Genomic DNA, 23439 nt, shown 5'->3' on the forward strand with positions numbered 1-23439 from the left:
TTTGGGTAAAGTTAAAAAACAAAAAATCCCGCATGGGGTTAGCCAGCGGGATTATATATAAACAATTCTTAATAACTTATTTTGTTACGTACATTACTTCTTTCACCGCTTTAATTACACGTTCAGCATTTGGTAAGCTGGCAGCGATTAAAGTTGGTGCATATGGTAATGGTACATCAGCACAAGTGATACGTAAAACTGGTGCATCTAAATGATCGAAAGCATTTTTTTGTACATTGAAAGCAATTTCAGAAGAAATAGAAGCCAATGGCCATGCTTCTTCAACAATTACCAACCGGTTTGTTTTCTTAACAGACTCAATGATTGCAGGGTAATCGTAGGACGTACAGTACGTAAATCGATAACTTCAACACTGATTCCTTCTTTCGTTAATTCTTCCACAGCTGGATTAACAACACGTGTCAGCATTTTACCAAAAGTAACGATAGTTACATCAGTACCTTCCTGAACGATTCTTGCTTTTCCGATTGGGAGGTAATATTCTTCTTCTGGAACTTCACCTTTATCACCGTACATTACTTCCGATTCCATGAAAATAACTGGATCCGGATCAATGATAGCTTGTTTTAATAATCCTTTTGCTTCGTAAGGAGTTGAAGGAATAACAACCTTCAAACCTGGACAGTTTGCATACCAGTTCTCAAAATTCTGAGAGTGCTGAGCGCCTAACTGACCTGCATTACCTGTTGGACCACGGAATACGATTGGAATAGAAAACTGTCCACCGCTCATGGATAACATTTTTGCAGCTCCGTTTATGATCTGATCGATTGCAACCAGGGAGAAGTTGAATGTCATAAATTCTATGACTGGAATACCATTCATTCATTGCAGCACCAATACCGATACCGGTAAAACCAAGCTCAGCAATTGGGGTATCGATGATACGTTTGTCACCAAACTCATCAAGCATTCCCTGACTTACTTTGTATGCACCATTGTATTGCGCAACTTCTTCGCCCATTAAGAATACGTTTTCATTCTTACGCATTTCTTCGCTCAAAGCTTCACGCAAAGCTTCTCTAAATTGAATCTCTCTCATTGTATATTCAAATGTTAACTGCCGGCAAATATAACTATTGTAACGTAATAATAAAGTTTGTTTTAATTACATTACAAAGCGATTATTATTATTGCTATTGTTGCTCTACTTCCCGCAAAGGGACAAATAAGGGCAATATGTACAATTATCGGCTAGTGTTGTATGTATAAAAGGGGTTTCCGGATTAAATAATTCTTCCAGTTTTTCTCTTAGCAGACGACTAAAATCTATTTTCAGACTTTCCAGATGTTCGGCCTGTAACTGCATCTTTTTTCCCCTTCCTTCAGAAAAATTAAACAAGGTCCCCTCTTTCCTCATCTTGCGGATCAGGTACAAATTGGGTTCCATGTCAGTTATTCCTCTCGACTGCTCATAGACATAAGTGTAAAAAAGCGTTTGGATCAGCGCCTTATTCTGTTTGTCTGTATCCGCATCAAAAATCTCTTCCAGAGAACTGTACTGGAGTTCATCACGACCAGTTTTATAGTCAACCACGCGTGTTATCCCATTTTTCTGATCTACCCTGTCTATAATTCCATGTAAAGTAACTTGTCTTTCTATACCAGCTACATTGAGCTTGAAATAAATTTCATCCTTACTTTCTAACCCTATAATAGAAAAAGGAGCTTCTTTTTCATCATGGTCGAGAATCACATTTGCATATTCAGAAACAATAGCCAATACAACCTGCTGCATTCCATTGGCAGTCAAATGTTGTTTTTCATCATCATACATCACTTTCACAAAAGCTGTTTCTGCTAGCCTGGGTAAGTATTCTATGTTCAACAATTCGTTCCCTGGTGATATAAGGACTTTCTGCCTTCAGTTCTTCGTAGAATTTTTCAAGCACAAAGTGGAGCATTGAGCCAATATAGTTTGCTTCAAGATTCTCAGAGAGTTCTTTTGGCTCTTCTATTTTAGCGATATATTTATAAAAAAACTGAACAGGACAGTTAAGATATGTTGTCAGCGCAGTTGCCGAAATCCGTACTGAAGGATCTTTCTGATCAAGATACAGTTCTAAACGCTTTAATACTTCTCCTTCTTTTTTGATATTCATTGTCACCAGATGTTCTGTAGCGACTGATTGCGACTGATCAAAATAGGTAAAGCTATGACCACTTTCAAACTCAAGCTGGCGTAAAAACCTGCTCGGTTCACCTGTAGTATTATCATCTGCCTGACCATTATAAACCAGGCTTATTTTTCGTGAACGCTGTAACAGCCTATAGAACATATAAGCTGAGATCGCATCCTGATTTTCAATTACAGGTAATCCATAAGCTCTCCTGATACTATCAGGGATGAAACTGGGTGATGCACTTACCTGTGGTAAAATACCTTCGTTAACTCCTAGTATATAAACATGATCAAAGTCCAGGCTCCTGCTTTCCAGTAACCCCATGACCTGCACGCCTTGTAAAGGTTCCCCGCTTAATGGAACCGCAATCCCCTGCACCGCTTTTTGAATCAGCGATAAAACAAAAGGCAAAGGTAACCGGGCAGCAAATTCGGCTATTGTATCATGTAACCGGTTTAATTCTTTGATTGTGGCAATAAATAAATCTACCTCGGTTTGTTTTAAGGTTTTCTCCTCTACCTGCTGTGTTAAAACTAATTTAAAAATCTCCTGTAAATTTACAATAGCAGAAGCACCCGTATTTCTTTTAGTAAAAAAAAGGGCTGCCAGCTCACCGGAGCGTTGTAATAAAGGAATATCTACTTCGACTAATTGCCTGGTTAAGATCTCCAGTTGCAAAGTATTCCTGGTTTCTGCGCGAAATGCCAACAAGCGGATGTGATAAAAACGCCTCTACTTCCCTGTGATAAACTGTGTCTTTTTTCCCGCCTGCCAATTGGGATTGTACCGAAAGCCAGATATCTGCCAGCCCAAAAATAGAGGTCGCTAACAGTGGGTAACCCATTGTTACGTTCAGATCAACCGCCAGACGTTTACCTTCTGCATTATAATGCGTAGGAATAGTTTGCAAAACAGGCAACAGTAAACTTTCATCCGCAAGGATTAAAGCGATTTTACCAGCATTATCAGCGGCTTCCAATATTGGATAATCTTCTTCCAGTTCCAATTGCAGAATCTTTGCCTGCGCCGTCTGTCCTTGTGTTTTATAAACTTTAATTTCTTTTTTCTCTGCTTTAATTAAAGATCTGCTATGACCAAGCGCGTTGGGCAAACCCAATCTTTGAATATTTTTCCGAAGGAATAATCCCGCTTCCTGGGTATCATCCTCCATATAATAAGTATCCGTATCAAAATAGAACAACGCTTTTTCGGCTTCATTCCATCTCTTAAAAATTACAGCTTCGGCATTACTTAAGGCATTAAACCCGGCAAAGACTAATTTACCCGCGGCAAAATCAGCTATAAAACCTGGCTTATCTGCCGTTCCATTAGCCAGCTTCCGGTATACATGTGCCATAGAAGTCAGCCCTTTTGCGGCTAAAGCATTATGGAAACCACGATATAACTTAGGCATCCTGCGCCACATCCGGATAAACTGTTCCTGATGGTTCTTCTGTTTTCCTGTAGAAAACGAAGTCCAGAACTGCTCCAGAAAAGCTTGTTGTTCAGGTGTCAGATGCTGAAAATCCTTCTCAATAACAGCTATATCTTCAAGTTCTTCAAATAATTGATTTGCATTGACCAGATCATTGTCTATCTGTGCAAAATCGCTCAGTATAATTCTTGCAATAGGATAAAAAACATCAGGATTGATTTCTTTTGCTCCTTCTGCCTTCAGTAATTCGTTGTATTGCTGGTGTAGCGTAAAAAACTGCGTAAAACCATCAGCAATCAGTAAATCTGTTGAAAGTGCAAAAAACTCCTGTATGGTAAAAAAGGATGGACTCCAGAAAGGTTTGCCTATCGTGTCTGCTAAATGATGCTGCAAATAGGCTACAGGTCGTTTGTTATTAAATATGACAGCAGAATTGTGCAGATTATTTCCTAACCTGTTTACTAAATCTTCTGCAACTTCTTTTAAAAATGCTTTCATTTCTTATACCAGAATCAATTCGCCTAGCGTGGCATAAAATAAATAGGTACTTACTTTCGGATAACCCATTTCCTGTAAAAGGTTCCGATAGCCATGTACTTGCTTCACATGGTTACGGCTCTGTTTTTTTGTAAACTTATAATCAATTACAATAACTTCATCTTTTGCCGTAAACAACACCTTATCCGGACGGTAACTTTTGCCGGTAATATCGATGATACTTTTTTCATTGATACTTTGGGTACTATTCGACAATAAATCTGAAGATCCTGATGCTGCAAAACATTAACTGCCTGCTTTTTGAAATCGACGATCTCCTTTTCCTTGAAGAACCCTTCGGTCAGCATCTGGCCTAAAACCTCATCCACTTCACTAGTATCCGCAGCACGGGCAAGTACTTCATGTAAAATACTTCCTTCACGCCCCGCAGTATCATTTAATAACATATCCAGCTCTTTCTTTTTAACATCGTTATTAAAAACTTCGCTGAGCCTTTCTGATATAGGATATTCTTTCAAATTGATAACTCCCGGACCTATATATTTTGATAAACCTCCTGAACTCTTTTTCACTACTTCTTCTTCCAGCAGAAACTGTCCTTCTGGTGTAAGCTGGTCTTCAAATATTCTGATTAACAAATCACCAATAGTACTAACAGTATCTGTCTTTTTACCTAAACAACTAATATATAGATATTCCTTTGTCCTGGTTGTGGCCACATAAAGCATATTTAAAGCGTCCATATTATTATAAAGCAGTTCTTCATAATAAGGAATGGCAACAGCCGATGCCCCTAAACTAGATGTATATTTTAATGGGATACTCTGTAATTTATGATATGGCGTATTTGCAGCAGGCACCCAAAAGATCGTATTGATTTTACCATTGATATCCCAATTACAGAAGGGGATCATCACCACTTTAAAAGCAAGTCCTTTAGATTTGTGAATCGTAATCACCTGTACGGCGTCTGTACTTTCGGAAGAAGGCAAAGTTTTCCGGCTCCCCTCTTCTTTCCAATACTTCAAAAACGAGGTAATTCCTTTTTCTCCCTGACGTCCGATATTTCCTGCCAGATCTCTTAAAGCAAATAAATAAGGCAGGTGACTTGAATATGCAGTTTCATTCAGACCATAGGCTGAAATCAATTTTTCCAGTAATTCGGGTAAAGGCTGCTGCATCCAGCTACGCCAGTGCTGACATAAATCAACAGGTAATACCCCGGCTAACTCTTCGAGTTGTCTGCTCTTCAAATTAAAAAAAGCCGCAGGCCGCAGGATCAAGCGTACGCTGTTGTAATTGCGCATATAAACTAATACAATTTGCTTTATATAAGGCTGTATTAGCCGGCATTCCTGCCATAACCATTAACGTATCAATCAGTATTTTTACTGCTGTGTTATTTTCTATCAGCAGAGCTTCTCCAGAAATAACATTAATGTTATTCTCCATCAATATATCTACGACCGCAATAGCTTCTGAATTTGAGCGTACCAATACGCAGGCATCGCCCGCCTGATAACGTTTTTCTTCAATCAAAAGCCGCTTAAGTGTTTCCACCATTTTACGGAGCGCCTCTGTCTTGAAGCTTGTTCTATTTAACGGGGCATCATTTTCATCTGTTTTTAAAACATTGAAATCAATCGTGCCCCCATCGGCTGTTCTGGTTGTCAGTTTTTGTTCAGCCTCTGCATAAACATCTGTGATAATATGGCTAAAGCCTTTCTCTTCCCACCACTGATTCAAGGTCAGGTTAGCAGTCTGCCCTTCTACCGTACGTACTATTAATTTTTTTCTGCATTAATATAGGCAGAGCCCTGAACAGAATATTATTAAAATTGATAATGTTTTTAGTACTTCTATAGTTCTCTTCCAGACTGGAATCTACTACATAAGCACTTCCTATATCTTTTTTCGCTTCCTGGTGAAGAATATTCCAGTCTCCATTACGCCATCTGTAAATTGATTGTTTGACATCCCCTACAATTAAATGGTCAATAAGTTTACCATTCGCTTCTGCCAGTGCATTTTTTAACAGCGGCCTGAAATTTCCCCATTGATTAGCCGAAGTATCCTGAAATTCATCAAATAAGAAGTGACGGTAGCGGCTTCCGGTTTTCTCCCAAATAAATGCGGGGTTATCATCATCGTCACCCGTAATCCCTTTTAACAAATTTTGTGCATCGCTGATCAGTAAACTTCCGCTTTCTTCTCTATAGGTTTTCAGCAAAACGGCCATTTCCTGCATCAACCGCAAGTAATATAAGTTCTTGAAAGCCTGCGCAAGGATATAATCAGGCAACCCCTCTGCATAAGTCGTATATAAACTTCGGATAACCGGATTCAATGCATCATATAAAGAAGTATCAGTTCCCGGTTTAAACCACTCATCCGGTTCATCAATGAGTTTGGCTAAACTTTCCAGTTTGGCAAAATCCTCCTTTTTTTCCAGGTCAAAGTCTTCATCTGCAATTTTCTTTAAATTATTGAGCGGAGATCTGGATTTCCCTTTCAGGTTATCCGGATTAATACCCGAAGATTCAAAAATATCGAGTGCTTTCGCAGAAAACTGCTTAATGGTATCCTGGAACAGTGTAATCCGTTTCTTAGTGTCTTTATGGTAATTCCCAAACAGCACATTCATATCTGTATGCTGAACCAATTCCTGGATTGCATTATCGAATGGCTGATAACGTTCTTTAAAGATCTCTCCTGCAAGATCCGTTAATTCAGACCTGTAGTTCCAGCTAATATTATTGCTAATTCTGTCTAAAGCCAGATCGATGATCCATTGCAGTAATTCAGGGTTAACATCTAACTGTTCATCCAGTTTATCTGCCAGTTCATTTTTAACCTTATCAAAGTTCATTTCCAGTTTATACCCTGAGTCAAGCCCTAATTCAAAGGCGAAACCCCGGATTACTTTCTGTACGAATCCATCAATAGTACTCACCGAAAAACGGCTATAGTCGTGAAGTATTCTTTTATAAATTCTAGCTGATTTCTCCTGTAAAGTATCGGCGTTTAAATCAGGATGTGCCTTTAAAACCAGTATTCTATAGTCATTAACATCCTGATCGCCCGTGGCAAAACCCTTTAACACTTCCATAATACGGGTTTTCATCTCCTCGGTAGCCTTATTGGTAAAGGTAACCGCGAGAATCTCCCTGTACTTGGTTTCGCCTGACAGTAAGAGTGTTAAATAATGCGCCGTGAGACTGAATGTTTTACCTGAGCCTGCCGAAGCTTGTAATATTTTGAGTGGTTGGAGGCATTTGGTGAAGTTAGGACTTTTATCATTACAATTTCTTTTCAGGAATTGCATACATTTAGAAGTTGTTTGAATTTAGATGATCAATTTAAACAGCCCCAAAATTATTAAAACGATTGGACATGAAGAAACTATCACTGATTCTGTTAGCCACACTGGCGATCTCGACCGCAACTTTTGCGCAGACAAAAAAAGCTAAAGCAGTAAAAGAAGTAGTAAAAACAAAAGAAGAAGTAAAAATATACAATCCTGATGCTGATGCAAAAGCGGATATTACTGCTGCTGTTGCGAAAGCGAAAAAGGATAAAAAAAATGTTTTCATCCAGGTTGGCGGGAACTGGTGTTCATGGTGTATTGCATTTCATCATTTAGTGGATAACACACCTGCGTTGAAAACTTATTTGAATGATCACTATGAAGTTGTGCTGGTAAACTATAGCAAAGAGAATAAAAATGAAGCAATAATGGCTAGTTTAGGTTATCCGGGACGTTTTGGTACCCTGTTTTTGTAATTCTTGACGGTGACGGTTCAATATTACATATCCAAAATTCTGGTTATCTGGAAGAAGGAAAAGGACATAGTGTAAAAAAAGTAACTGAATTTCTTCAGGGCTGGACTTATGAAGCTATAGATCCAGCAACATATGCTGAAAAAGACACTATTAAATAAATTACTTCTTTAAAGAAAGCATTCCATTCATCAGTTCATTATTGAACTCTCCGATCTTAGTCTCGTGGAGCATCAGATGTATCTTGTTTCGGATATCTTTAAATTCATTATGCAACGGGCAGGGATTAATTTCTGAGCATTGCTTAAGGCCTAAGCCACACCCATAAAAGATATCGTTACCATCTACAGCTGCGACAATATCGCTCAAGGGCCTCTCTAAAGAAGCACTATCCAGATAAAATCCGCCATTGGGCCCTTTCGTAGACTGCACAATTCCTCTACGGCTTAAATCCTGTAAGATTTTTGCCAGGAAAGGTTCAGGCGAATCTATTCCCACTGCGATTTCTTTAATGCCTACCCTGCCGGTTTGTCCGGCTGTTCTGTGTGCAATAAAGAAGACTGATCTGATTGCATACTCACAAGTTTTTTTTGAAAATATTCCCATCTCTGATTATAAAACAAAGATAGTAATAAATTAGAGATAGAATCACTGTTCATTTTCAGTCATTAATCTCAGTTTTAGCACCAAAAAAATAAAAGACTATTTTATCCTTTATTATTTTTTCACTACCTTTGCCCTATCAAATCATACCTGTACAAACAAAAAGATGCAAAGCTGCATCAAATTAAAAGATAAAAAGGTATTTATATATTTTATTATGACTGACGAAAAAAAAAAAACTAATCACAGCTACAGTACCAATTCTAAAAGAAAACGGTGTTTTACTGACTACACACTTCTACAAAAGAATGTTTACTCATAATCCAGAGCTCAAGAACATGTTTAACATGGGAAATCAGCAAAGCGGTAAGCAGCAAACCGCTCTTGCCATGGCAGTACTTGCCTACGCAGAGAATATTGCCAATCCCATGGTTCTATTACCAGTAGTAGACCGTATCGGGCATAAACATACCAGTTTAGATATACGCCCTGAACATTATATGATTGTAGGCCATCACTTGTTAGAATCCATTAAAGAAGTTTTAGGAGATGCAGCAACCCCTGCAATTATTGATGCCTGGGGAGCAGCTTACCAGCAATTAGCCAACCTGATGTCAGGCCATGAGGCTAAGCTTTATGAAAAACAAACCCTTCAAACAAACGGATGGACAGGTTGGAGATCATTTAAAGTTGGTAAAAAGACAATAGAATCTGTAGAAATAACCTCATTCTACCTCTACCCAACCGACGGCGGAAACGTTACCATGCACACCCCCGGCCAATACCTGAGTGTACGTACCTTCCTTCCAGACCTGAATTTAAAACAAGCCCGTCAATACAGTATTTCAAGTGCACCTAACCACGAATATTACCGTATTTCAGTGAAAAGAGAAAAAGGCCAGAACATAGATGCAAACGGCCTGATCAGTAATCACCTTCACGATTTCGTAAACGAGGACGACATCATAGACATTACCTCTCCAGCCGGAAACTTCGTAATGGCAGAAAACCCAACAGCACCAATAGTCCTGATTAGCGGAGGTGTAGGCCTTACCCCACTGATGAGCATGCTCCAAAGCCTGACTGACAATAATCACACCCACCCAATCACCTGGTTACATGGGTGCAGAAACAAATCAGTTCATGCCTTCAAAGACCAGCTAAATCATATCACCACAACAAAAAGCAATATCAAACAGCACACATTCTATAATGTAACAACACCCGAAGACCTAAAAAACGGCATCTTCGAAGGCCATTTAGACATCAACAGCATCCCTGAACTCCACAATCACCCTGATACAAATTATTTCATCTGCGGGCCATCAGCCTTCATACAGAAACAATTCCAGGATCTGCAGGCAAAGGGTATTGACAAAAAATCAATCTTCTTCGAGGAGTTCGGCCCGCAACTGCTTCAATTAAACTAAATCCAAAGCTGTATCGTATAGTTAACCATTAACACACCAAACAGCTATATCAAAAGGTATCTGCATCAAACAGCTAACCATTAACACACCAAACATTAACAAATAATACATCAACTAAGAACAATAGAAAGGGGCAATTTCCAGGAAAAGGAAAGCCCCCACAGGTGTAGGATTGGAAACAGTTACAGAAAAAAAAAAACATGACCTGCTATGTTCCGGCATCAGAACTCTTGAAAAGAGGGCGTAGCCGGAACATAGCAGGTCATGTTTTTTATCTTAAGACTTCCTATCCGGAATTCTTAAAATCCGGAATTAAATCTGAAGAAACTACTGACAGTCACTGGCAACTTTCCCGTAGCAACCTTCACATTTTCAATAACCTCAGCTGCTGCCTTTTGCATATAATCTTCCTTCTGGTACCCGACAACCAAAGACTTCGCATTCTCAATCCCCGGTAACCCGCTAAATTATACGGATTAGCGAACAGCGCGAAAACGGCATTCTTTCCTGCCATATCACGAATCAACATTTTCAAATCACCAGTCAGCTCCATTCCATTGCCCGGACGCGACCGCGTATCGTGAATCCCGATAATCACCTGATCAAACATTCCCAATTCCTTCACAACTTTAGCAATCAAATTTGCATTTGCATTTTTATCTAAACTAAAGAACACCGAATTCTTATAAAAGCTCCCCAGTTCACGTTGAAAAACAGTTACTCCCGGAGTACCGATACTAATAATCGCCGTTCTTTTCTCAGGAGCAAGCGCTTTAATTCCCCCATTACCATTTAACACTGTTATTGACGCATCAGCAAGCTTTTGCAATAAAGCCAGACTTTCAGGTCTGTTCACCTCAGCTGCTACGTTCTGTGTACTTACCGTATCCTTTTTATATACACCAGTCCAATATTTAGCAATTAATATCTTGCGGACACTCTCTTCTATTCTATCCATACTGATCCTCCCATCCCTTACCGCGTTGCGCACCAGCTTAATTGCTCTCTTACTATTTTCAGAAAGTTCAAGAATGTCATTTCCAGCTATTACAGCCATTAAATCGGCTTCACCATCCTTGAAATTCTTGACTACCCCTTTCATCTCCATTGCATCAGTAACAATTAACCCCTTAAACCCTAATTCACCCTTAAGCAAACCGGTTACTATCGGCTTAGATAAAGTAGAAGGAAGTTTAGGCGTATTATCAAGTGAAGGAATATTCATATGCGCGATCATTACCCCCGCAGCGCCCTCTTTGATTAATTCTTTAAAAGGATAAATCTCCAAACTATCCAGCCTTGCCTTTGTAAAATTAAGTTGAGGAAGATCATAATGTGAATCTACATCAGTATCCCCATGCCCAGGAAAGTGCTTTAACGTCACCAATAATCCGCCATCCTGCATACCTTTCATATAGGCGCCCGCTTTCTGTGCTACATTATCTCTGTTCTCACCAAAAGATCTGTAATTGATAATTGGATTCTTAGGATTATTATTAATATCTGCATCAGGAGCAAGATTCATCTGCATTCCAATTCTCTTATAATCACGGGCTACTTCTAACCCCATTTTATAAATCAATTGCTTATCCTGTATTGCACCCAGCGTCATTTGGTATGGATAAGAGATCGTGCTATCCAGGCGCATACCCAGCCCCCACTCTCCATCAGATGCAATTAATAAAGGAGTATGTGCCAATTCCTGGTACTTATTGATCAGGATCGCCTGTCTTCCCGGGCCGCCTTGAAAGAATATCACTCCTCCAAGCCATTCTTTCCTGATCACATGTCCAACGGAGTCTTCAAAAGCTTGCCCTTTATTAGTATGTGCCCTCACAAAAAACAACTGCCCGATTTTATGGCGCTTACTGAGTTTATGAAGGACAGAATCTACCCAATGGTTAGGATCATCAAGACTTTGGATATAGGGTTTCTTTTGTGCCTGGACAGAAAAAGCTATAGAAAACAAAAGGATTAAAACTAAGGGGAACCGTTTTTGAATCATGGAAAAAGATATGGTTAGCAGTCCAAAGTTAATCAAAAGGAGCAAACCACCAGAAAACCTATCATTAAAAGCTAACAGTAAGCTCAATATCTGGCTACAGCTAGCGTATTGTATCAAATTTGATACAGACAAAACAATTATTATAAAAAATAACACAAGCTTAACCCTTATACAAGAGTTTGTTTATCAGTACATAAAGACCTTATCTGTTTTTTTTTTTTTTGCCTTCAAAATCCCAGAAACTGGCACATTTATTTCTATGCACACCGCGTTAATGAAAATTAACAAGATAAAGCTAGCATAAGTTTATGCCTGCTCAACCAGCATGTTAACTTAAATAGAAAATTATGAAAAAGATCCTTATTTTGGCTATTGGCCTTTTTGTAGCTACAGCAGCAAGTGCACAGGATAGAATTAAATTTGGTGTAAAAGCCGGTGTAAATCTTTCTGACATTATCAAAGGCGATGGCAACAACAACTTCGACACCAAAGTAAAAACAGGTTTTAATGCAGGTGTTACTGTAGAAATCCCTTTAATCGCAGGATTAGCTTTCACCCCAGAGGTTTTATATTCGCAAAAAGGATACAAACTAACTTCTTCAATTGGAGAATTCAGACAAACAACAAGCTTTATTGATGTACCTATTTTAGCAAGTTTCAGATTAGGAAGCAGCTTTAATATTGTTGCAGGTCCTCAGGTTTCATTCTTATTATCAACTAAAAACAAGTTTATAAACGGATACGGAAGTGTTGAGCAAACCAATGTAGAAAATGACTCAGACAGATTTAAGAAAAGTCTGGTTGGTGGTGTAATCGGTTTCAGATATGATGTCAATGATAAATTTGATATTCATGGACGTTACGCATTAGACTTCCAGAAAAACAATGAAAATGGAACTTCTAACACACCTGAATACAGAAATCAAGTATTCTCTTTGGGTGTAGGTGTTAAGTTTTAATCATATTCCAATACCTATGGAAAATCAGCCCTTGTTTCTTTTATTAGAAACAGGGCTCTTTTTTTGTCTAAAATTCTACGTGCGCTCTCAAAGAAAAAACGTTTACCGGACCGCGGTCTTTATTGTAAGCCGGATGCAAAACAAACTGATAATCGGGAGATAAGAAGAACTTCTTCTGATAAACATTAACCTTATAATAAGCTTCAGCGATCATTTCAGGCGCATAGTTTAACTTTCCATCACCAATAATAAATCCATATCCGCCGTGTGCAAGATAATCACGGTGAGCTGCGGAGATTCCGTTTCCAACAAAGGCAAGACCAATTTCAGCATCTTTCTGATTCCAGCTATCCCCTTTCAAAATAGCTCCCAAACTTATTGATCTGTCAATTTCTGTAAAAGCCCAGGTTTCTGTCTTACCATCATTATAGCTTGTCTTAGCGAACACACCAAGATTACCATTTACATTCTGTTCTATGTTGATTCCAAAACCGTATTTATTTCTTCTTCCATAGTCACGAGTGGCAGTAACATCAGGAGCTGTTGGATTTTGGGAAACAGCTAAACGGTAATCTCCCATCATTGCAGCATTGTTATAACCTAATATACGTAATATCCCTTTTTCTCCACCAATACGATATCTCTTCTCATATTCCAGGGTAAACGCATGTGCTTTACTTATTTTCCCATCCCAAACAGCCCCATTAGCCGTATTAGTAACCATTGTTGTTGCTAAACGCAGCGTCCATGTTGGTTGTCCTAATTCAAATACGGCACCAAATACATACCCTCTTGTGTTCGCAGGATAATCCCAGGCACCATTAGCCATTAAAGACCAGTTCATAAATTGAGACCTCGCATCATGGCTAAAAGCATTATTGTCAAAGAAATCACTTAATCCAAATTTACCCGCAGTAATCGAGAAATATCTCTTTTTCCTGTAACTGGCAAGCTGATTGGCATCATCGGCAAGCGTATCTACGTCTTTTCCCCAACTAAAAGTCTGTACCAGGTACCAGGTAAGCTCTCGCAATGTAAATAGCCGGTTCAGGAGAACCAATTCTGAAAGTTTCTCCATTGGTAAACCCTGCTACACCTAAAGCCTGACTAAACCCTTTACCCCCGGACATCTCCGGATTGAAATAAGCCTCTGCCCCTTTCCATAACCTTGCACCGCCAAATAAGGTTGTCGTAAATGAGGTGGCAGTTTCGTGCGCAGCAGAAAGGCTGTTATCACCAGAATACAAGGCGTGAAACCCAGGCTTAGTCTGCGTAATTACAGTTTGCTGGAAATGAAAGTTGAATCTTTTTTTAAACAGGCTGTCTGTCTGTGCGTAAATTGGTCCGGCCACCAGGATGGCTATCCCAAGTAATATTATCTTCTTCATAGGATGAGCGCAAAGATATTAGAATACAATATTACTGAGATTAAAACCAGATTAAAGAAAATCTTTTCTAAGAAACTTTTAATCTGGTGTTACGCGTATATAAATATCGTCATACTTCTTCTTGGCCCCATGTGCACCTAAGACCAATGACTGCTCTATATCCGCAGTCTTGGAAGGCCCTGCGATGAAAGTCCCAAAACCATAATCTGCTTCACCGATTTTCTGATACGCAGTATGCATATCCGGAACCAGTGCAGAAACAGGAATCACCATCACGATATGCTGTGTAATAAAAGGCAGGACTCTTATTCCCATCTGATCTTCAGTAAGCCATAATGCAGAATTTTCTGCCACACCCAAACTGGATTTAAAAATCACGACATCCACATCTTCATAGCTATGCGGATCTGTATTGAATTCAAAGGCAGAAATATCATCAGAAACGAGTTCTTTTACCGTAGAAAGAATTCGTTTTTCTGTAGAAAACCGCGCTACAATTAATGGCAGTATTGCTGCAAACTCATCTACCAGGTATACTGTACTGCCTATCCCTTCGGCCATAGCCTTAAACTTAGCTTGCAATTCAAGAGTTTCTACACGCTCCAAAGGCATTGATGCAGGCAAAGGAACTAACTCCGGTTGATTCTGTCTTAATGCGGCTAATATTTTATCTCTGCTCATCCTTATTTAACATTCTTTTTGTACCACTCTCCAAATGATTCTTTAGGGGCCTCGGGCATGTCCCTTTGTTTATACCACGGATTAAAGTGGTTATTAACTGCAAGGGGTATATATTTTAAAACCCATCTCCCTGCTTTTCCTGCTGTACGATAAACACCGGGAGAAGAAAGTGTATAGTTCATGATCTTCATGCTCATTTTTTTGGATGAGGTCGCATAGCCCTCCTGAACAATGACCTGTCTCCATTTATAAAGTTGCTGATGAATATCGATCTTAACCGGACAGACATTAGAACAAGATCCACATAGCGTGGATGCAAAAGGCAGATCCGCATATTTCTCCCTATCCAGATTAGGAGCGAGAATTGCACCAATCGGCCCTGAGATTGCATAATTATAACTATGTCCACCGCTTCTTCTGTAAACAGGACAAGTATTATTCATACAGCACCACAACGGATACATTTTAATGAGGCTCTAAAATCTTCACGCCCCATTTGAATGGTACGTCCATTGTCAACCAAAACCAGGTGCATTTCCTGCCCTGCCCGCGGCTTCTTAAAATGGCTGGAATAAGTAGTAATTGGTTGTCCGGTAGCACTTCTGGCCAACAGACGCAGAAACACGCCTAAATGTTTACGCTTAGGAATAATTTTCTCAATTCCCATACAGGCAATATGTACATCAGCGAGGTGTGCTCCCATATCAGCATTTCCTTCATTCGTACAAACTACAAATTCTCCGGTTTCCGCAATAGCAAAATTAACACCTGTTAAAGCCGCTTTTCTAGTCAGAAAAGTTTCTCTCAAATGCTGTCTTGCCGCTTCAGTAAGTATTTGCGGATCTGAGGTTCCGGCTGGCACGCCAAGATGCTGATGAAATAAATCTCCTATTTCTTCTTTTTTCTTATGTATACAAGGCAGAACGATATGACTTGGCGGTTCTTTAGCCAACCAACTGCACAATCCGTTCTCCTAAATCAGAGTCAATTACCTCTAAACCTTGTTTTTCTAAATATTCATTTAAGTGGCATTCTTCGGTGAGCATGGATTTGCTTTTCACCATCTGGCGGATGCCATGTTTTTGCAGAATACCATGCACAATCTGATTATGCTCTGCTGCATCAGCCGCCCAATGCACAATAATGCCGTTGGCTAAAGCTTTTTCTTCAAAGCTGACCAGGTAATCTGCAAGATTAGATAAAGCATTGTTCTTAATTTGTGAGGCTTTTTCTCTCAGGATTTCCCATTCAGGAATACTATGAGCTGATTTATCTCTTTTCTGCCTGATCCACCATAAGGTTTCATCATGCCAGTCTACACGCTGTTCGTCCTTATTAAATATTTCTGATAGCTCAGGATGTGTCTTAGTTTCTGTGTTCATAAAGCAATCTTATCCTGCATTTAATATTTCTGCAATATGCATCACCTTCACTTTACTGTTTGCTCTCTTTAAAATCCCCTCCATGTGCATCAGACAAGACATATCTGCACCAGTAATATACTCCGCTCCATTTGTCAGGTGGTCTTTTACCCTGTCTTTTCCCATTTTGACAGATACCGCTTCTTCTACTACACAAAATGTCCCGCCAAAGCCACAGCATTCATCTTCTCTTTTCAAATCAATGAGTTCTAATCCTTCAACCTGCGATAAAAGCTGTTGAGGTTTAGAAAAATAAGGGGCAACTAACTCACTCATTTGTGTGAGCAATAAACCGCGTTGACCATGACAGCTTTGATGTAAACCTACTTTATGAGGGAATTTTGCTTTGAGGTTTTTCACCTGCATCACATCAACCAGGAATTCTACAAGTTCATAAACCTTTTTTCTTATCCCGGTAGCCTGCTCTTCTGACTTTTCAGTATGCAAATGTTCTTTAATATGTAAAACGCAGCTTCCCGACGGGGATACTATATAATCGAACTCTGCAAAATTATCGACAAAGAGCTGGTTACAGTCACCGGTAAGATGTTCAAATCCCGAATTAGCCATTGGCTGTCCGCAACAGGTTTGACTGGTAGGATAGGTAACGTCTAATCCTAGTTTTTTAAGCAGTTGATAAGTTGCAATACCTGCATTGGGATAAAACTGGTCAACATAGCAAGGTATAAAAAGACCTACTCTCTTCATAAGGCAAAATCATTGGGAGCAGCACAATACTTTAACTCAATCAAATTATCTGGCATATTTTCGTATTCCATGTTTTATAAATTTCATTCTTACTGAAGCCGCCATCTACGAAAATACGTTTAACACCCTGATCTCCTATCACTAATTTTGAAGAAATGTACTGCTGTACTGCAATATCAAAAATTAACTGATGATATGCTAGTGTATCAGTAGAAAACACAGAAAGGTTACGTTGTTTAAAATCAATCCAGCCTTTTCTTTCTCTCTCAATAATATCTGGTGAGAATAATAAAAATTTTTATCTGGCTAACTATACCGTACTGTCATGATTTATATATAATATTATGAGTTATTTTTCTTCTGCCAATCCTTTTTCAATGCGGGAATCTGGTATGAACCAAATGATAGCAACCAATACATATAAGGCAAAGCTAATCCAGGAATTAAACATAGATAACGTTATCGCCGTAAGATATAATGCAACCGATATCATCCCCTTTCTCCCTTTTCCTATCGCTTTACTAAGATTTGAATTTTTCCCTTCATGTTTGATCAGGAAATTTGATAAGATTGAATAAGCGAATGCATTCATTACCATTACAAAGCCATACAGGGCTATTGGCCATTGACTAAAATGGTTTTCTCCCATCCATGCAGTTACGAAAGGGATTAATGACAACCAGAACAATAGATGTAAATTAGCCCATAAAATACGCCCATTTACAGATTTTGCTGCTTGCAGCATATGATGGTGATTATTCCAGTAAATGCCTACATAAATGAAACTAAGAATATAACTGATAAAAACTGGTATTACGGGAATTAATGCTTTAAGGTCATTACCACCATGAGGCACTTTTAACTCCAACACCATAATTGTAATAATGATGGCGAAAACACCATCACTAAAAGCTTCCAATCTTCCTTTATGCATCATAATCTATAAAATTATAGTTTTTCCTTTATACATCATCCGTTTTATGGAATCAGGATTATTTTACCAGTACTTTTTCTGCTTTCCAGAAAGTCATGGGCATCTTTTCCTTCGGATAATTTAAAAGATGTTGGTTCAGGCAAAGAAATCTTCTTAGTTCTGATCCATTCAAATAACTGGCCAGATCTTTTTACCCGTTCTTCTCTGGAAGTAAGATAACTCCACAGATCACCGCCAGTAAGTGTTTTGGAACCGTCCATCAGCATTCTTGGATCTACAAATGCAGGATCTCCACCACTCATCCCGAAAAACACGACTTGTCCGCAATCTTTTGTAACGTCAAAGCTATCCTGTAATGTACTACCAATACTATCATAAACGACATCAACACCGCCTGCAGCAAATAAAATGACTTGTTTCTTCCAGTTATCACTATATAAATAAACCTGATCTGCTCCATTTTGCAGAGCGATAGCTGCTTTTTCTTCAGAAGAAGTCAAACCAATTACCGTACCACCCAAAATCTTAATGATTTGTGTCAACAGCTGACCAACACCACCTGCAACGGCATGGATCAGAACAATTTCTCCGGCCTTAGTGTGGTGACTATCCGTTGACAGATATTGCGCTGTCAATCCCTGTAATAACACAGCAGCAGCTGTTTCGAAAGTAATATCTTCTGGAATTGGCAAAGCATGACTTACAGGTACGGCTACATATTCTGCATTCGCAAATGGGACATCAGCGAAAGCCACTCTGTCCCCCACTTTAAACTCAGGGTGATTATTTGCATCAGCAACTATACCTGCACCTTCATAACCAGCTATATAGGGTGGTTCTCCGGTTAAATGATAATTTCCCTTCCTGCGGTAGATATCGGCAAAGTTTAGCCTATTGCTTTCATTTCAAGTAATATCTCTCCTTCTTTCAGAATTGGTTCAGGTACTTCTTTATAGTCTAATACTTCTGAACCGCCAAAGCTGGAAAATGTTAGTGCTTTCATGTTTTTCTATTAAATAATTACTAATGTATAACAATGGATACTTTATTGATCAATTAACGATAATCTATTGTAATTTAGTTTTTTTATAACCCCTGAAAGATCGATTTAGTAATATAAATTTACTTATAGCTAGAGAAAATCACAGATACTACCTTTTACCTATTCATGATATTAAACTGTGTAATCATAGAAGATGAGAATCACGCAATTGAATTGCTGACAGATCATATCCAGAGCATGCCTAATCTCAGCCTCCTGAAAGTTTATTCTCAGCCGATAACTGCCATGACAGAGATTACTGAAGAAGACAATATTGACATCATTTTTCTAGACATTAACATGCCTGGTATGTCAGGAATGGATCTCGCGAAAATACTCAGACCAAAGGACCCGCTTTTTAATATTCACTACAGCATATCATCAATATGCCGTAGAGGCCTTTGAACTGGAAGCGGATCAGTATATTATTAAGCCCGTTACCTTCCCCAAGTTTGTCGTTGCTATAGATAAGATTATAAGAAAAATTGGAAAGAATCAGGTTATACCTGCACCCAAATCAGAGATATTTATTAAAACCGGGGTCTTGAATAAGGTGACTAAAGTTAACCCCGCAGATGTGGTTTACCTGGAAGCAAGAGATAATTATATCATTGTGCACACTGACAAGGATAGTATTATCACTTACCTGACCTTAAAAGAAGCACTCCAGACCTTAAATCAGTTAGAAAACCTGATACAGGTACAAAAATCATTCGTAATTGCCAGAAATAAGATAGAAATAGTGGAAGGGAACGTCATCATTATGGATAAAGGGATTCAAATACCGATAGGCAATACTTATAGGAAATCTTTCTTTGATTACATCAAAAAAAACACTGTGATCTCAGACGGGTTAAACCGTCTAAGCTACAAGAACCCGATAATTAAGCATGGCAATTCGTCTACTTACCTTTTTTAGTAAATACAAATATCATTTTTTGATCTGGGGAATCTATATTGCTTATGAAGTAATCATGCAGCATTTAACCGAAGATAGGTTGAGTAGTTTAAAAGAGTGTATTATTGCTTATTCTACCGGTGCTTCCATTTTCTATTTCCACGCGCATGTCCTGCTAAAATATACGCTGAATACCAAAAATAGAATTCTTGAGTATAGTTTGCCATTATTTATCATACTTGAACTTATAGGCTACATAGTAATTAGATACCTTATGGAAGAGTATCTCTACAAGTACATTGGCGTTGAAGGATTTACAATAGATCCCACTTTCAAGCTATATATCATTAGTAAAATCTGGCGATGCCTTTATTTTATAGGTGTTAGCACAGTTTACTACTTTTTAATTCTCGCTGTACGACAAAAAAAAACAGATAGAAAAGATGAAAGCAGGAGGAGCTTAAAGCAATTTTACTGGAAAAAGAAATTAAGTCTGAACTGGTATTGACCCAAAATGCTTTACTGAGAGCTCAAATTAATCCGCATTTCTTAATCAATACGCTAAGTTTTTTATACAATGAGACCCGTAAATTAGCCCCAAAGGCAGCTGAAAGAATTTTGTCTTTATCCGATATTATGCAATATGCACTAAGTAAAGAGGCATCGTCAGAATTTGTGAGACTTGAAAGTGAGATTAAGCTCATAGAGAATGTTATTCTTTTACATCAGTCAAGGCAGACCTATAAAATGCAATTGAAAATGTCTTATAATACAGAAGCACTAACTGTTGTTTTTATTCCACTCATATTGATGTCACTTACTGAAAACATTCTAAAACATGGTCAGCTTGATAACCCTCAGAAACCAGCACAGATTATTATAACTTACGACAATTCTGTTTTATACATTAAAACGTCAAACCCTGAGGTTATAGAAAATCCTATTTCTGGTATAATGCGGGCGGGCTTAAGGAATATCAGAAGCAGACTTTCAATGGCCTATGGCGAAGCAGCATCCTTCGATTATCACCTCGATTCACAAAATTATTTTCACACCTGCATCAAACTGCAATTTTAACATATGATGAGCCCTTTGCTGAATTTCTTAAGTAAATACAAATACCATTTTTTAATATGGAGTATTTATATGGTCTACGATGAGTTATTTATAGGGATAATTAATGGTAAGTTTATAACGTTAAATTACGACTTTCTTTACAGCACTTTTTATATCCTCTTATTTTATTTTCATGCACTTATCTTATTAAGATACAGCTTAGACCGCAAAAAAAAAAAGATTAATCCTTTCCTTTTATTCTTTTTAGTGTTAGTTGAACTTGTACTTTTTATCAGTCTAAAATACGGTTTTGAAATATTAATACAAGGATGCGTAAAATACGATATTCAATATGGAAACAATATTGGCAGAAAAAAAGTGGTAGAAACTGTTTGGAGATCAATCTATTTTTTTTGGGTTATAGTACAGGATATTATTTTCTTATGCTTGTCCGGAGTCAAAAACAACTGGTAGAACAAATGCAACAGCAGGAGCTTAAAAAGCTGATCCAGGAAAAAGAAATGAAGAACGAGCTGATATTAACACAAAATGCATTTCTCAGGTCACAGATCAATCCGGATTTCTTAATTAGTACTTTAACTTCTTTATACGATGAAACACGAGAACCTGCCCCAAAAGCTGCTGAAAGTATTCTTTCTTTATCAGATATTATGCAGTATGCCCTAAGTGAAGAATCCTCCGGTGGATTTGTAAAATTGGAGAAGGAAATTGGTTTGATAGAGAACTTCCTGCTTTTACACCAGGCAAGACAAGTGCATCATGCACAATTAAGATTTTCTTATAATCAAGAATCACTTTCTATAGAGTTTATTCCATTGGTACTGATGACCTTAACAGAAAATATTTTAAAACATGGGCAGCTGGATGATCCGAATAAACCTGCCGAGATTAAAATAACCTGCGAAAGTTCTGTTCTTTACATCGAAACATCAAACCTGCAAGCTATTAACAGCAATATCCCCAGTCATGGCATTGGCTTAAAGAATATTAAAGAGCGCCTTTTTCATGCTTATGGGGAAGCAGCAAGTTTTAACTACCACCTTGATTCAACACACTATTTTCACACCTCTATTGTAGTTCAGCTTTAAGCCGCTTTATATCCCACAGAAAAAAAAAAAAAACTTTTCTTACGTTCTTGAATAAATATAAATACCATTTGCTATTCTGGAGCATTTTTATTGCTTACGAAGCGCTTATTGCAAGACTTCTAAAATTAGGAAAAGAAGAAAGTATGCTAAAATATGTTCTTTATTATTTTAATTATATTTTCCCCTTTTATTTTCATGCACATGTTTTGCTGAAATATGTGCTAAATAATAAAAACAGGCTTGTTAGGTATAGCCTGGCACCATTAATCGTACTTGAACTCATCTTTTTTTTTTTAATCAGATTCCTTATTGAAAAATACTACTCTAAATACGCTGAGGGTTTAAATATAGAATTAAACACATATGGCAGCGAAGCATTTATCAGGGCAGTTTGGCGGAGCATTTATTTTATAGGCATTAGCACTGTTTACTTTTTTTTAATACATGATCGGCAGCAAAGACAGCAGATAGAAAAGATGAAGCAACAGGAGCTTAAAGCTATTTTATTAGAAAAAGAAATCAAGAACGAACTGATATCGACCCAAAATGCTTTTCTGAGGGCTCAAATCAATCCACACTTCTTAATTAATACACTAAGTTATCTGTACAACGTAACCCGAAAATCAGTACCAGGAGCAGCCAATAGCATTTTGTCTTTATCAGAAATTATGCAGTATGCTTTAAGTAAAGATATGTTCTCTGAATATGTAAGACTTGAAAATGAAATCAGGCTGGTAGAGAGCTTTCTCCTTTTGCATCAGGCAAAAAAAAAAAACATACTGTCCATTTAAATCTCTGCTATAATAGCGAAGTTTTACCAATTCTTGTCATTCCCCTAATACTAATGTCGCTTACTGAAAATATAATAAAAAATGGTCAGCTTGACAATCCTTTGAAGCCGGCTGAGATCAGGATAATTTATGAGAATTCCATTTTAAATATTGAAACATCAAATACTGAAAGCATTAAAACCTCGATTTCGGATCATCAAGAAAGCTTAAAAACCATCAATAGAAGACTGTTGGTGACTTATGGAGAAAAAGCATCCTTCCATTCTCATCACGATTCTGAGAATTGTTTTCATACCTCTACCAGAGTACAATTTTAACCTATGAAAGACCACCTGCTTAATAAAAAAAAAAAATACAGATACCATTTCCTAATATGGGTAGTTTATATTATTTATGAGATAGCCATTTTATGGTTGTTAAACTTCGAATTTCTATCCTTGAATAACTACATTTTAAGCTATTCTATTACTATCCTGCTATTTTATTTTCATGCAAACATACTGCTGAAGTATACTTTAGAAAGCCCAAATAAACTACTCAGATATGGTTTAGTGTTT

24 protein-coding genes and 2 pseudogenes are annotated in these 23439 nt (G+C 38.0%); 9 read left to right on the forward strand and 17 right to left on the reverse strand.

All coding sequences use genetic code 11. From position 1 onward, the window contains the following. Positions 1-76: 76 nt before the first annotated feature. From ACWYN3_RS27285 to ACWYN3_RS27320, 8 genes and pseudogenes are all read right to left on the reverse strand, one after another. A pseudogene (locus tag ACWYN3_RS27285) lies at positions 77-1063 on the reverse strand (pyruvate dehydrogenase complex E1 component subunit beta). 105 nt (positions 1064-1168) lie between these two features. After that, the gene (locus tag ACWYN3_RS27290; RefSeq protein ID WP_456223169.1) at positions 1169-1798 is read right to left on the reverse strand and encodes a PD-(D/E)XK nuclease family protein; all 630 of its coding nucleotides are present in this window, start codon (positions 1796-1798) and stop codon (positions 1169-1171) included. Next, a complete protein-coding gene (locus tag ACWYN3_RS27295) occupies positions 1791-2822 on the reverse strand; it encodes a PD-(D/E)XK nuclease family protein (protein ID WP_456217167.1) in 1032 nt (343 codons plus the stop codon). Before ACWYN3_RS27295 ends, ACWYN3_RS27290 begins: the two co-directional genes overlap by 8 nt. Continuing rightward, entirely contained in the window at positions 2755-4077 is a 1323-nt protein-coding gene (locus ACWYN3_RS27300) for a hypothetical protein (RefSeq protein WP_456217168.1), read from the reverse strand. The genes ACWYN3_RS27295 and ACWYN3_RS27300 overlap by 68 nt, the downstream gene beginning before the upstream one ends. A 3-nt stretch (positions 4078-4080) precedes the next feature. Then, on the reverse strand, positions 4081-4254 hold the full coding sequence (locus tag ACWYN3_RS27305) for a hypothetical protein (RefSeq protein WP_456217169.1): 174 nt from the start codon (positions 4252-4254) through the stop codon (positions 4081-4083). Continuing rightward, positions 4224-5330, reverse strand: a complete 1107-nt coding sequence (locus ACWYN3_RS27310; protein ID WP_456217170.1) for a 3'-5' exonuclease — start codon at positions 5328-5330, stop codon at positions 4224-4226. The genes ACWYN3_RS27305 and ACWYN3_RS27310 overlap by 31 nt, the downstream gene beginning before the upstream one ends. Position 5331: 1 nt before the next feature. Further along, complete coding sequence (locus tag ACWYN3_RS27315; RefSeq protein ID WP_456217171.1) at positions 5332-5823, reverse strand: hypothetical protein; 492 nt, start codon at positions 5821-5823, stop codon at positions 5332-5334. Between the two features lie 7 nt (positions 5824-5830). Beyond that, complete coding sequence (locus ACWYN3_RS27320) at positions 5831-7402, reverse strand: UvrD-helicase domain-containing protein (protein ID WP_456217172.1); 1572 nt, start codon at positions 7400-7402, stop codon at positions 5831-5833. A gap of 68 nt (positions 7403-7470) precedes the next feature. Between ACWYN3_RS27320 and ACWYN3_RS27325 the strand changes: the two genes are divergently transcribed. Beyond that, positions 7471-7860, forward strand: coding sequence for a thioredoxin family protein (locus ACWYN3_RS27325; protein WP_456217173.1), 390 nt, complete (start codon positions 7471-7473; stop codon positions 7858-7860). 159 nt (positions 7861-8019) lie between these two features. On the opposite strand, the gene ACWYN3_RS27330 is transcribed toward ACWYN3_RS27325, so the two are convergent. Further along, positions 8020-8463: an RrF2 family transcriptional regulator gene (locus ACWYN3_RS27330; RefSeq protein ID WP_456217174.1), complete on the reverse strand. Its 444-nt coding sequence runs from the start codon at positions 8461-8463 to the stop codon at positions 8020-8022. A gap of 218 nt (positions 8464-8681) precedes the next feature. Here ACWYN3_RS27330 and hmpA point away from each other — a divergent pair, with 218 nt between their 5' ends. Next, positions 8682-9890 carry an NO-inducible flavohemoprotein gene (gene hmpA, locus ACWYN3_RS27335; RefSeq protein ID WP_456223170.1) on the forward strand — a complete coding sequence of 403 codons (1209 nt, stop codon included), beginning with the start codon at positions 8682-8684 and terminating at the stop codon, positions 9888-9890. A gap of 364 nt (positions 9891-10254) precedes the next feature. Here hmpA and ACWYN3_RS27340 read toward each other — a convergent pair whose 3' ends face one another. Further along, positions 10255-11895, reverse strand: coding sequence for a glycoside hydrolase family 3 protein (locus tag ACWYN3_RS27340; protein WP_456217175.1), 1641 nt, complete (start codon positions 11893-11895; stop codon positions 10255-10257). A 347-nt stretch (positions 11896-12242) separates the two neighbouring features. Between ACWYN3_RS27340 and ACWYN3_RS27345 the strand changes: the two genes are divergently transcribed. Further along, positions 12243-12854: a porin family protein gene (locus ACWYN3_RS27345; RefSeq protein ID WP_456217176.1), complete on the forward strand. Its 612-nt coding sequence runs from the start codon at positions 12243-12245 to the stop codon at positions 12852-12854. Between the two features lie 67 nt (positions 12855-12921). On the opposite strand, the gene ACWYN3_RS27350 is transcribed toward ACWYN3_RS27345, so the two are convergent. The 7 genes and pseudogenes from ACWYN3_RS27350 to ACWYN3_RS27380 all read right to left on the reverse strand — a co-directional run bounded on the left by ACWYN3_RS27350 (position 12922) and on the right by ACWYN3_RS27380 (position 18861). Next, entirely contained in the window at positions 12922-13932 is a 1011-nt protein-coding gene (locus tag ACWYN3_RS27350; protein WP_456217177.1) for a carbohydrate porin, read from the reverse strand. After that, on the reverse strand, positions 13850-14242 hold the full coding sequence (locus ACWYN3_RS27355) for a hypothetical protein (RefSeq protein ID WP_456217178.1): 393 nt from the start codon (positions 14240-14242) through the stop codon (positions 13850-13852). The genes ACWYN3_RS27350 and ACWYN3_RS27355 overlap by 83 nt, the downstream gene beginning before the upstream one ends. A gap of 78 nt (positions 14243-14320) precedes the next feature. Next, positions 14321-14923, reverse strand: coding sequence for a LutC/YkgG family protein (locus tag ACWYN3_RS27360; protein ID WP_456217179.1), 603 nt, complete (start codon positions 14921-14923; stop codon positions 14321-14323). A gap of 2 nt (positions 14924-14925) precedes the next feature. Next, positions 14926-16305 (reverse strand): annotated as a pseudogene (locus ACWYN3_RS27365) (lactate utilization protein B). Between the two features lie 9 nt (positions 16306-16314). Beyond that, positions 16315-17052, reverse strand: coding sequence for a (Fe-S)-binding protein (locus tag ACWYN3_RS27370; RefSeq protein ID WP_456217180.1), 738 nt, complete (start codon positions 17050-17052; stop codon positions 16315-16317). A gap of 349 nt (positions 17053-17401) precedes the next feature. Beyond that, positions 17402-17989 carry a TMEM175 family protein gene (locus ACWYN3_RS27375; RefSeq protein ID WP_456217181.1) on the reverse strand — a complete coding sequence of 196 codons (588 nt, stop codon included), beginning with the start codon at positions 17987-17989 and terminating at the stop codon, positions 17402-17404. 41 nt (positions 17990-18030) lie between these two features. Continuing rightward, the gene (locus tag ACWYN3_RS27380; RefSeq protein ID WP_456223171.1) at positions 18031-18861 is read right to left on the reverse strand and encodes a quinone oxidoreductase family protein; all 831 of its coding nucleotides are present in this window, start codon (positions 18859-18861) and stop codon (positions 18031-18033) included. Positions 18862-19154: 293 nt separating this feature from the next. On the opposite strand from ACWYN3_RS27380, the gene ACWYN3_RS27385 reads away from it, so the two are divergent. The 6 genes from ACWYN3_RS27385 (at position 19155) to ACWYN3_RS27410 (ending at position 22882) form a co-directional block, all read left to right on the forward strand. After that, positions 19155-19433 carry a LytR/AlgR family response regulator transcription factor gene (locus tag ACWYN3_RS27385; protein ID WP_456217182.1) on the forward strand — a complete coding sequence of 93 codons (279 nt, stop codon included), beginning with the start codon at positions 19155-19157 and terminating at the stop codon, positions 19431-19433. Positions 19434-19581: 148 nt separating this feature from the next. After that, positions 19582-19947 carry a LytR/AlgR family response regulator transcription factor gene (locus ACWYN3_RS27390; RefSeq protein ID WP_456223172.1) on the forward strand — a complete coding sequence of 122 codons (366 nt, stop codon included), beginning with the start codon at positions 19582-19584 and terminating at the stop codon, positions 19945-19947. Between the two features lie 19 nt (positions 19948-19966). After that, positions 19967-20434 carry a hypothetical protein gene (locus ACWYN3_RS27395; protein ID WP_456217183.1) on the forward strand — a complete coding sequence of 156 codons (468 nt, stop codon included), beginning with the start codon at positions 19967-19969 and terminating at the stop codon, positions 20432-20434. Continuing rightward, on the forward strand, positions 20431-21003 hold the full coding sequence (locus ACWYN3_RS27400) for a histidine kinase (protein WP_456217184.1): 573 nt from the start codon (positions 20431-20433) through the stop codon (positions 21001-21003). The genes ACWYN3_RS27395 and ACWYN3_RS27400 overlap by 4 nt, the downstream gene beginning before the upstream one ends. Before the next feature lie 371 nt (positions 21004-21374). Next, positions 21375-22091 carry a sensor histidine kinase gene (locus ACWYN3_RS27405; protein WP_456217185.1) on the forward strand — a complete coding sequence of 239 codons (717 nt, stop codon included), beginning with the start codon at positions 21375-21377 and terminating at the stop codon, positions 22089-22091. 47 nt (positions 22092-22138) lie between these two features. Then, complete coding sequence (locus ACWYN3_RS27410) at positions 22139-22882, forward strand: histidine kinase (protein ID WP_456217186.1); 744 nt, start codon at positions 22139-22141, stop codon at positions 22880-22882. Positions 22883-23439: the final 557 nt, after the last annotated feature.

Source organism: Pedobacter sp. NJ-S-72 (assembly GCF_053890575.1).

Bases quoted from the DNA above. Each gene is read 5' to 3' on its own strand.
- ACWYN3_RS27290 (WP_456223169.1), bottom strand. From the start codon at position 1,798: ATGTATGATGATGAAAAACAACATTTGACTGCCAATGGAATGCAGCAG.
- ACWYN3_RS27300 (WP_456217168.1), bottom strand. From the start codon at position 4,077: ATGAAAGCATTTTTAAAAGAAGTTGCAGAAGATTTAGTAAACAGGTTA.
- ACWYN3_RS27320 (WP_456217172.1), bottom strand. From the start codon at position 7,402: ATGCAATTCCTGAAAAGAAATTGTAATGATAAAAGTCCTAACTTCACC.
- ACWYN3_RS27325 (WP_456217173.1), top strand. From the start codon at position 7,471: ATGAAGAAACTATCACTGATTCTGTTAGCCACACTGGCGATCTCGACC.
- ACWYN3_RS27330 (WP_456217174.1), bottom strand. From the start codon at position 8,463: ATGGGAATATTTTCAAAAAAAACTTGTGAGTATGCAATCAGATCAGTC.
- ACWYN3_RS27340 (WP_456217175.1), bottom strand. From the start codon at position 11,895: ATGATTCAAAAACGGTTCCCCTTAGTTTTAATCCTTTTGTTTTCTATA.
- ACWYN3_RS27345 (WP_456217176.1), top strand. From the start codon at position 12,243: ATGAAAAAGATCCTTATTTTGGCTATTGGCCTTTTTGTAGCTACAGCA.
- ACWYN3_RS27350 (WP_456217177.1), bottom strand. From the start codon at position 13,932: ATGGAGAAACTTTCAGAATTGGTTCTCCTGAACCGGCTATTTACATTG.
- ACWYN3_RS27355 (WP_456217178.1), bottom strand. From the start codon at position 14,242: ATGAAGAAGATAATATTACTTGGGATAGCCATCCTGGTGGCCGGACCA.
- ACWYN3_RS27360 (WP_456217179.1), bottom strand. From the start codon at position 14,923: ATGAGCAGAGATAAAATATTAGCCGCATTAAGACAGAATCAACCGGAG.
- ACWYN3_RS27370 (WP_456217180.1), bottom strand. From the start codon at position 17,052: ATGAAGAGAGTAGGTCTTTTTATACCTTGCTATGTTGACCAGTTTTAT.
- ACWYN3_RS27375 (WP_456217181.1), bottom strand. From the start codon at position 17,989: ATGATGCATAAAGGAAGATTGGAAGCTTTTAGTGATGGTGTTTTCGCC.
- ACWYN3_RS27385 (WP_456217182.1), top strand. From the start codon at position 19,155: ATGATATTAAACTGTGTAATCATAGAAGATGAGAATCACGCAATTGAA.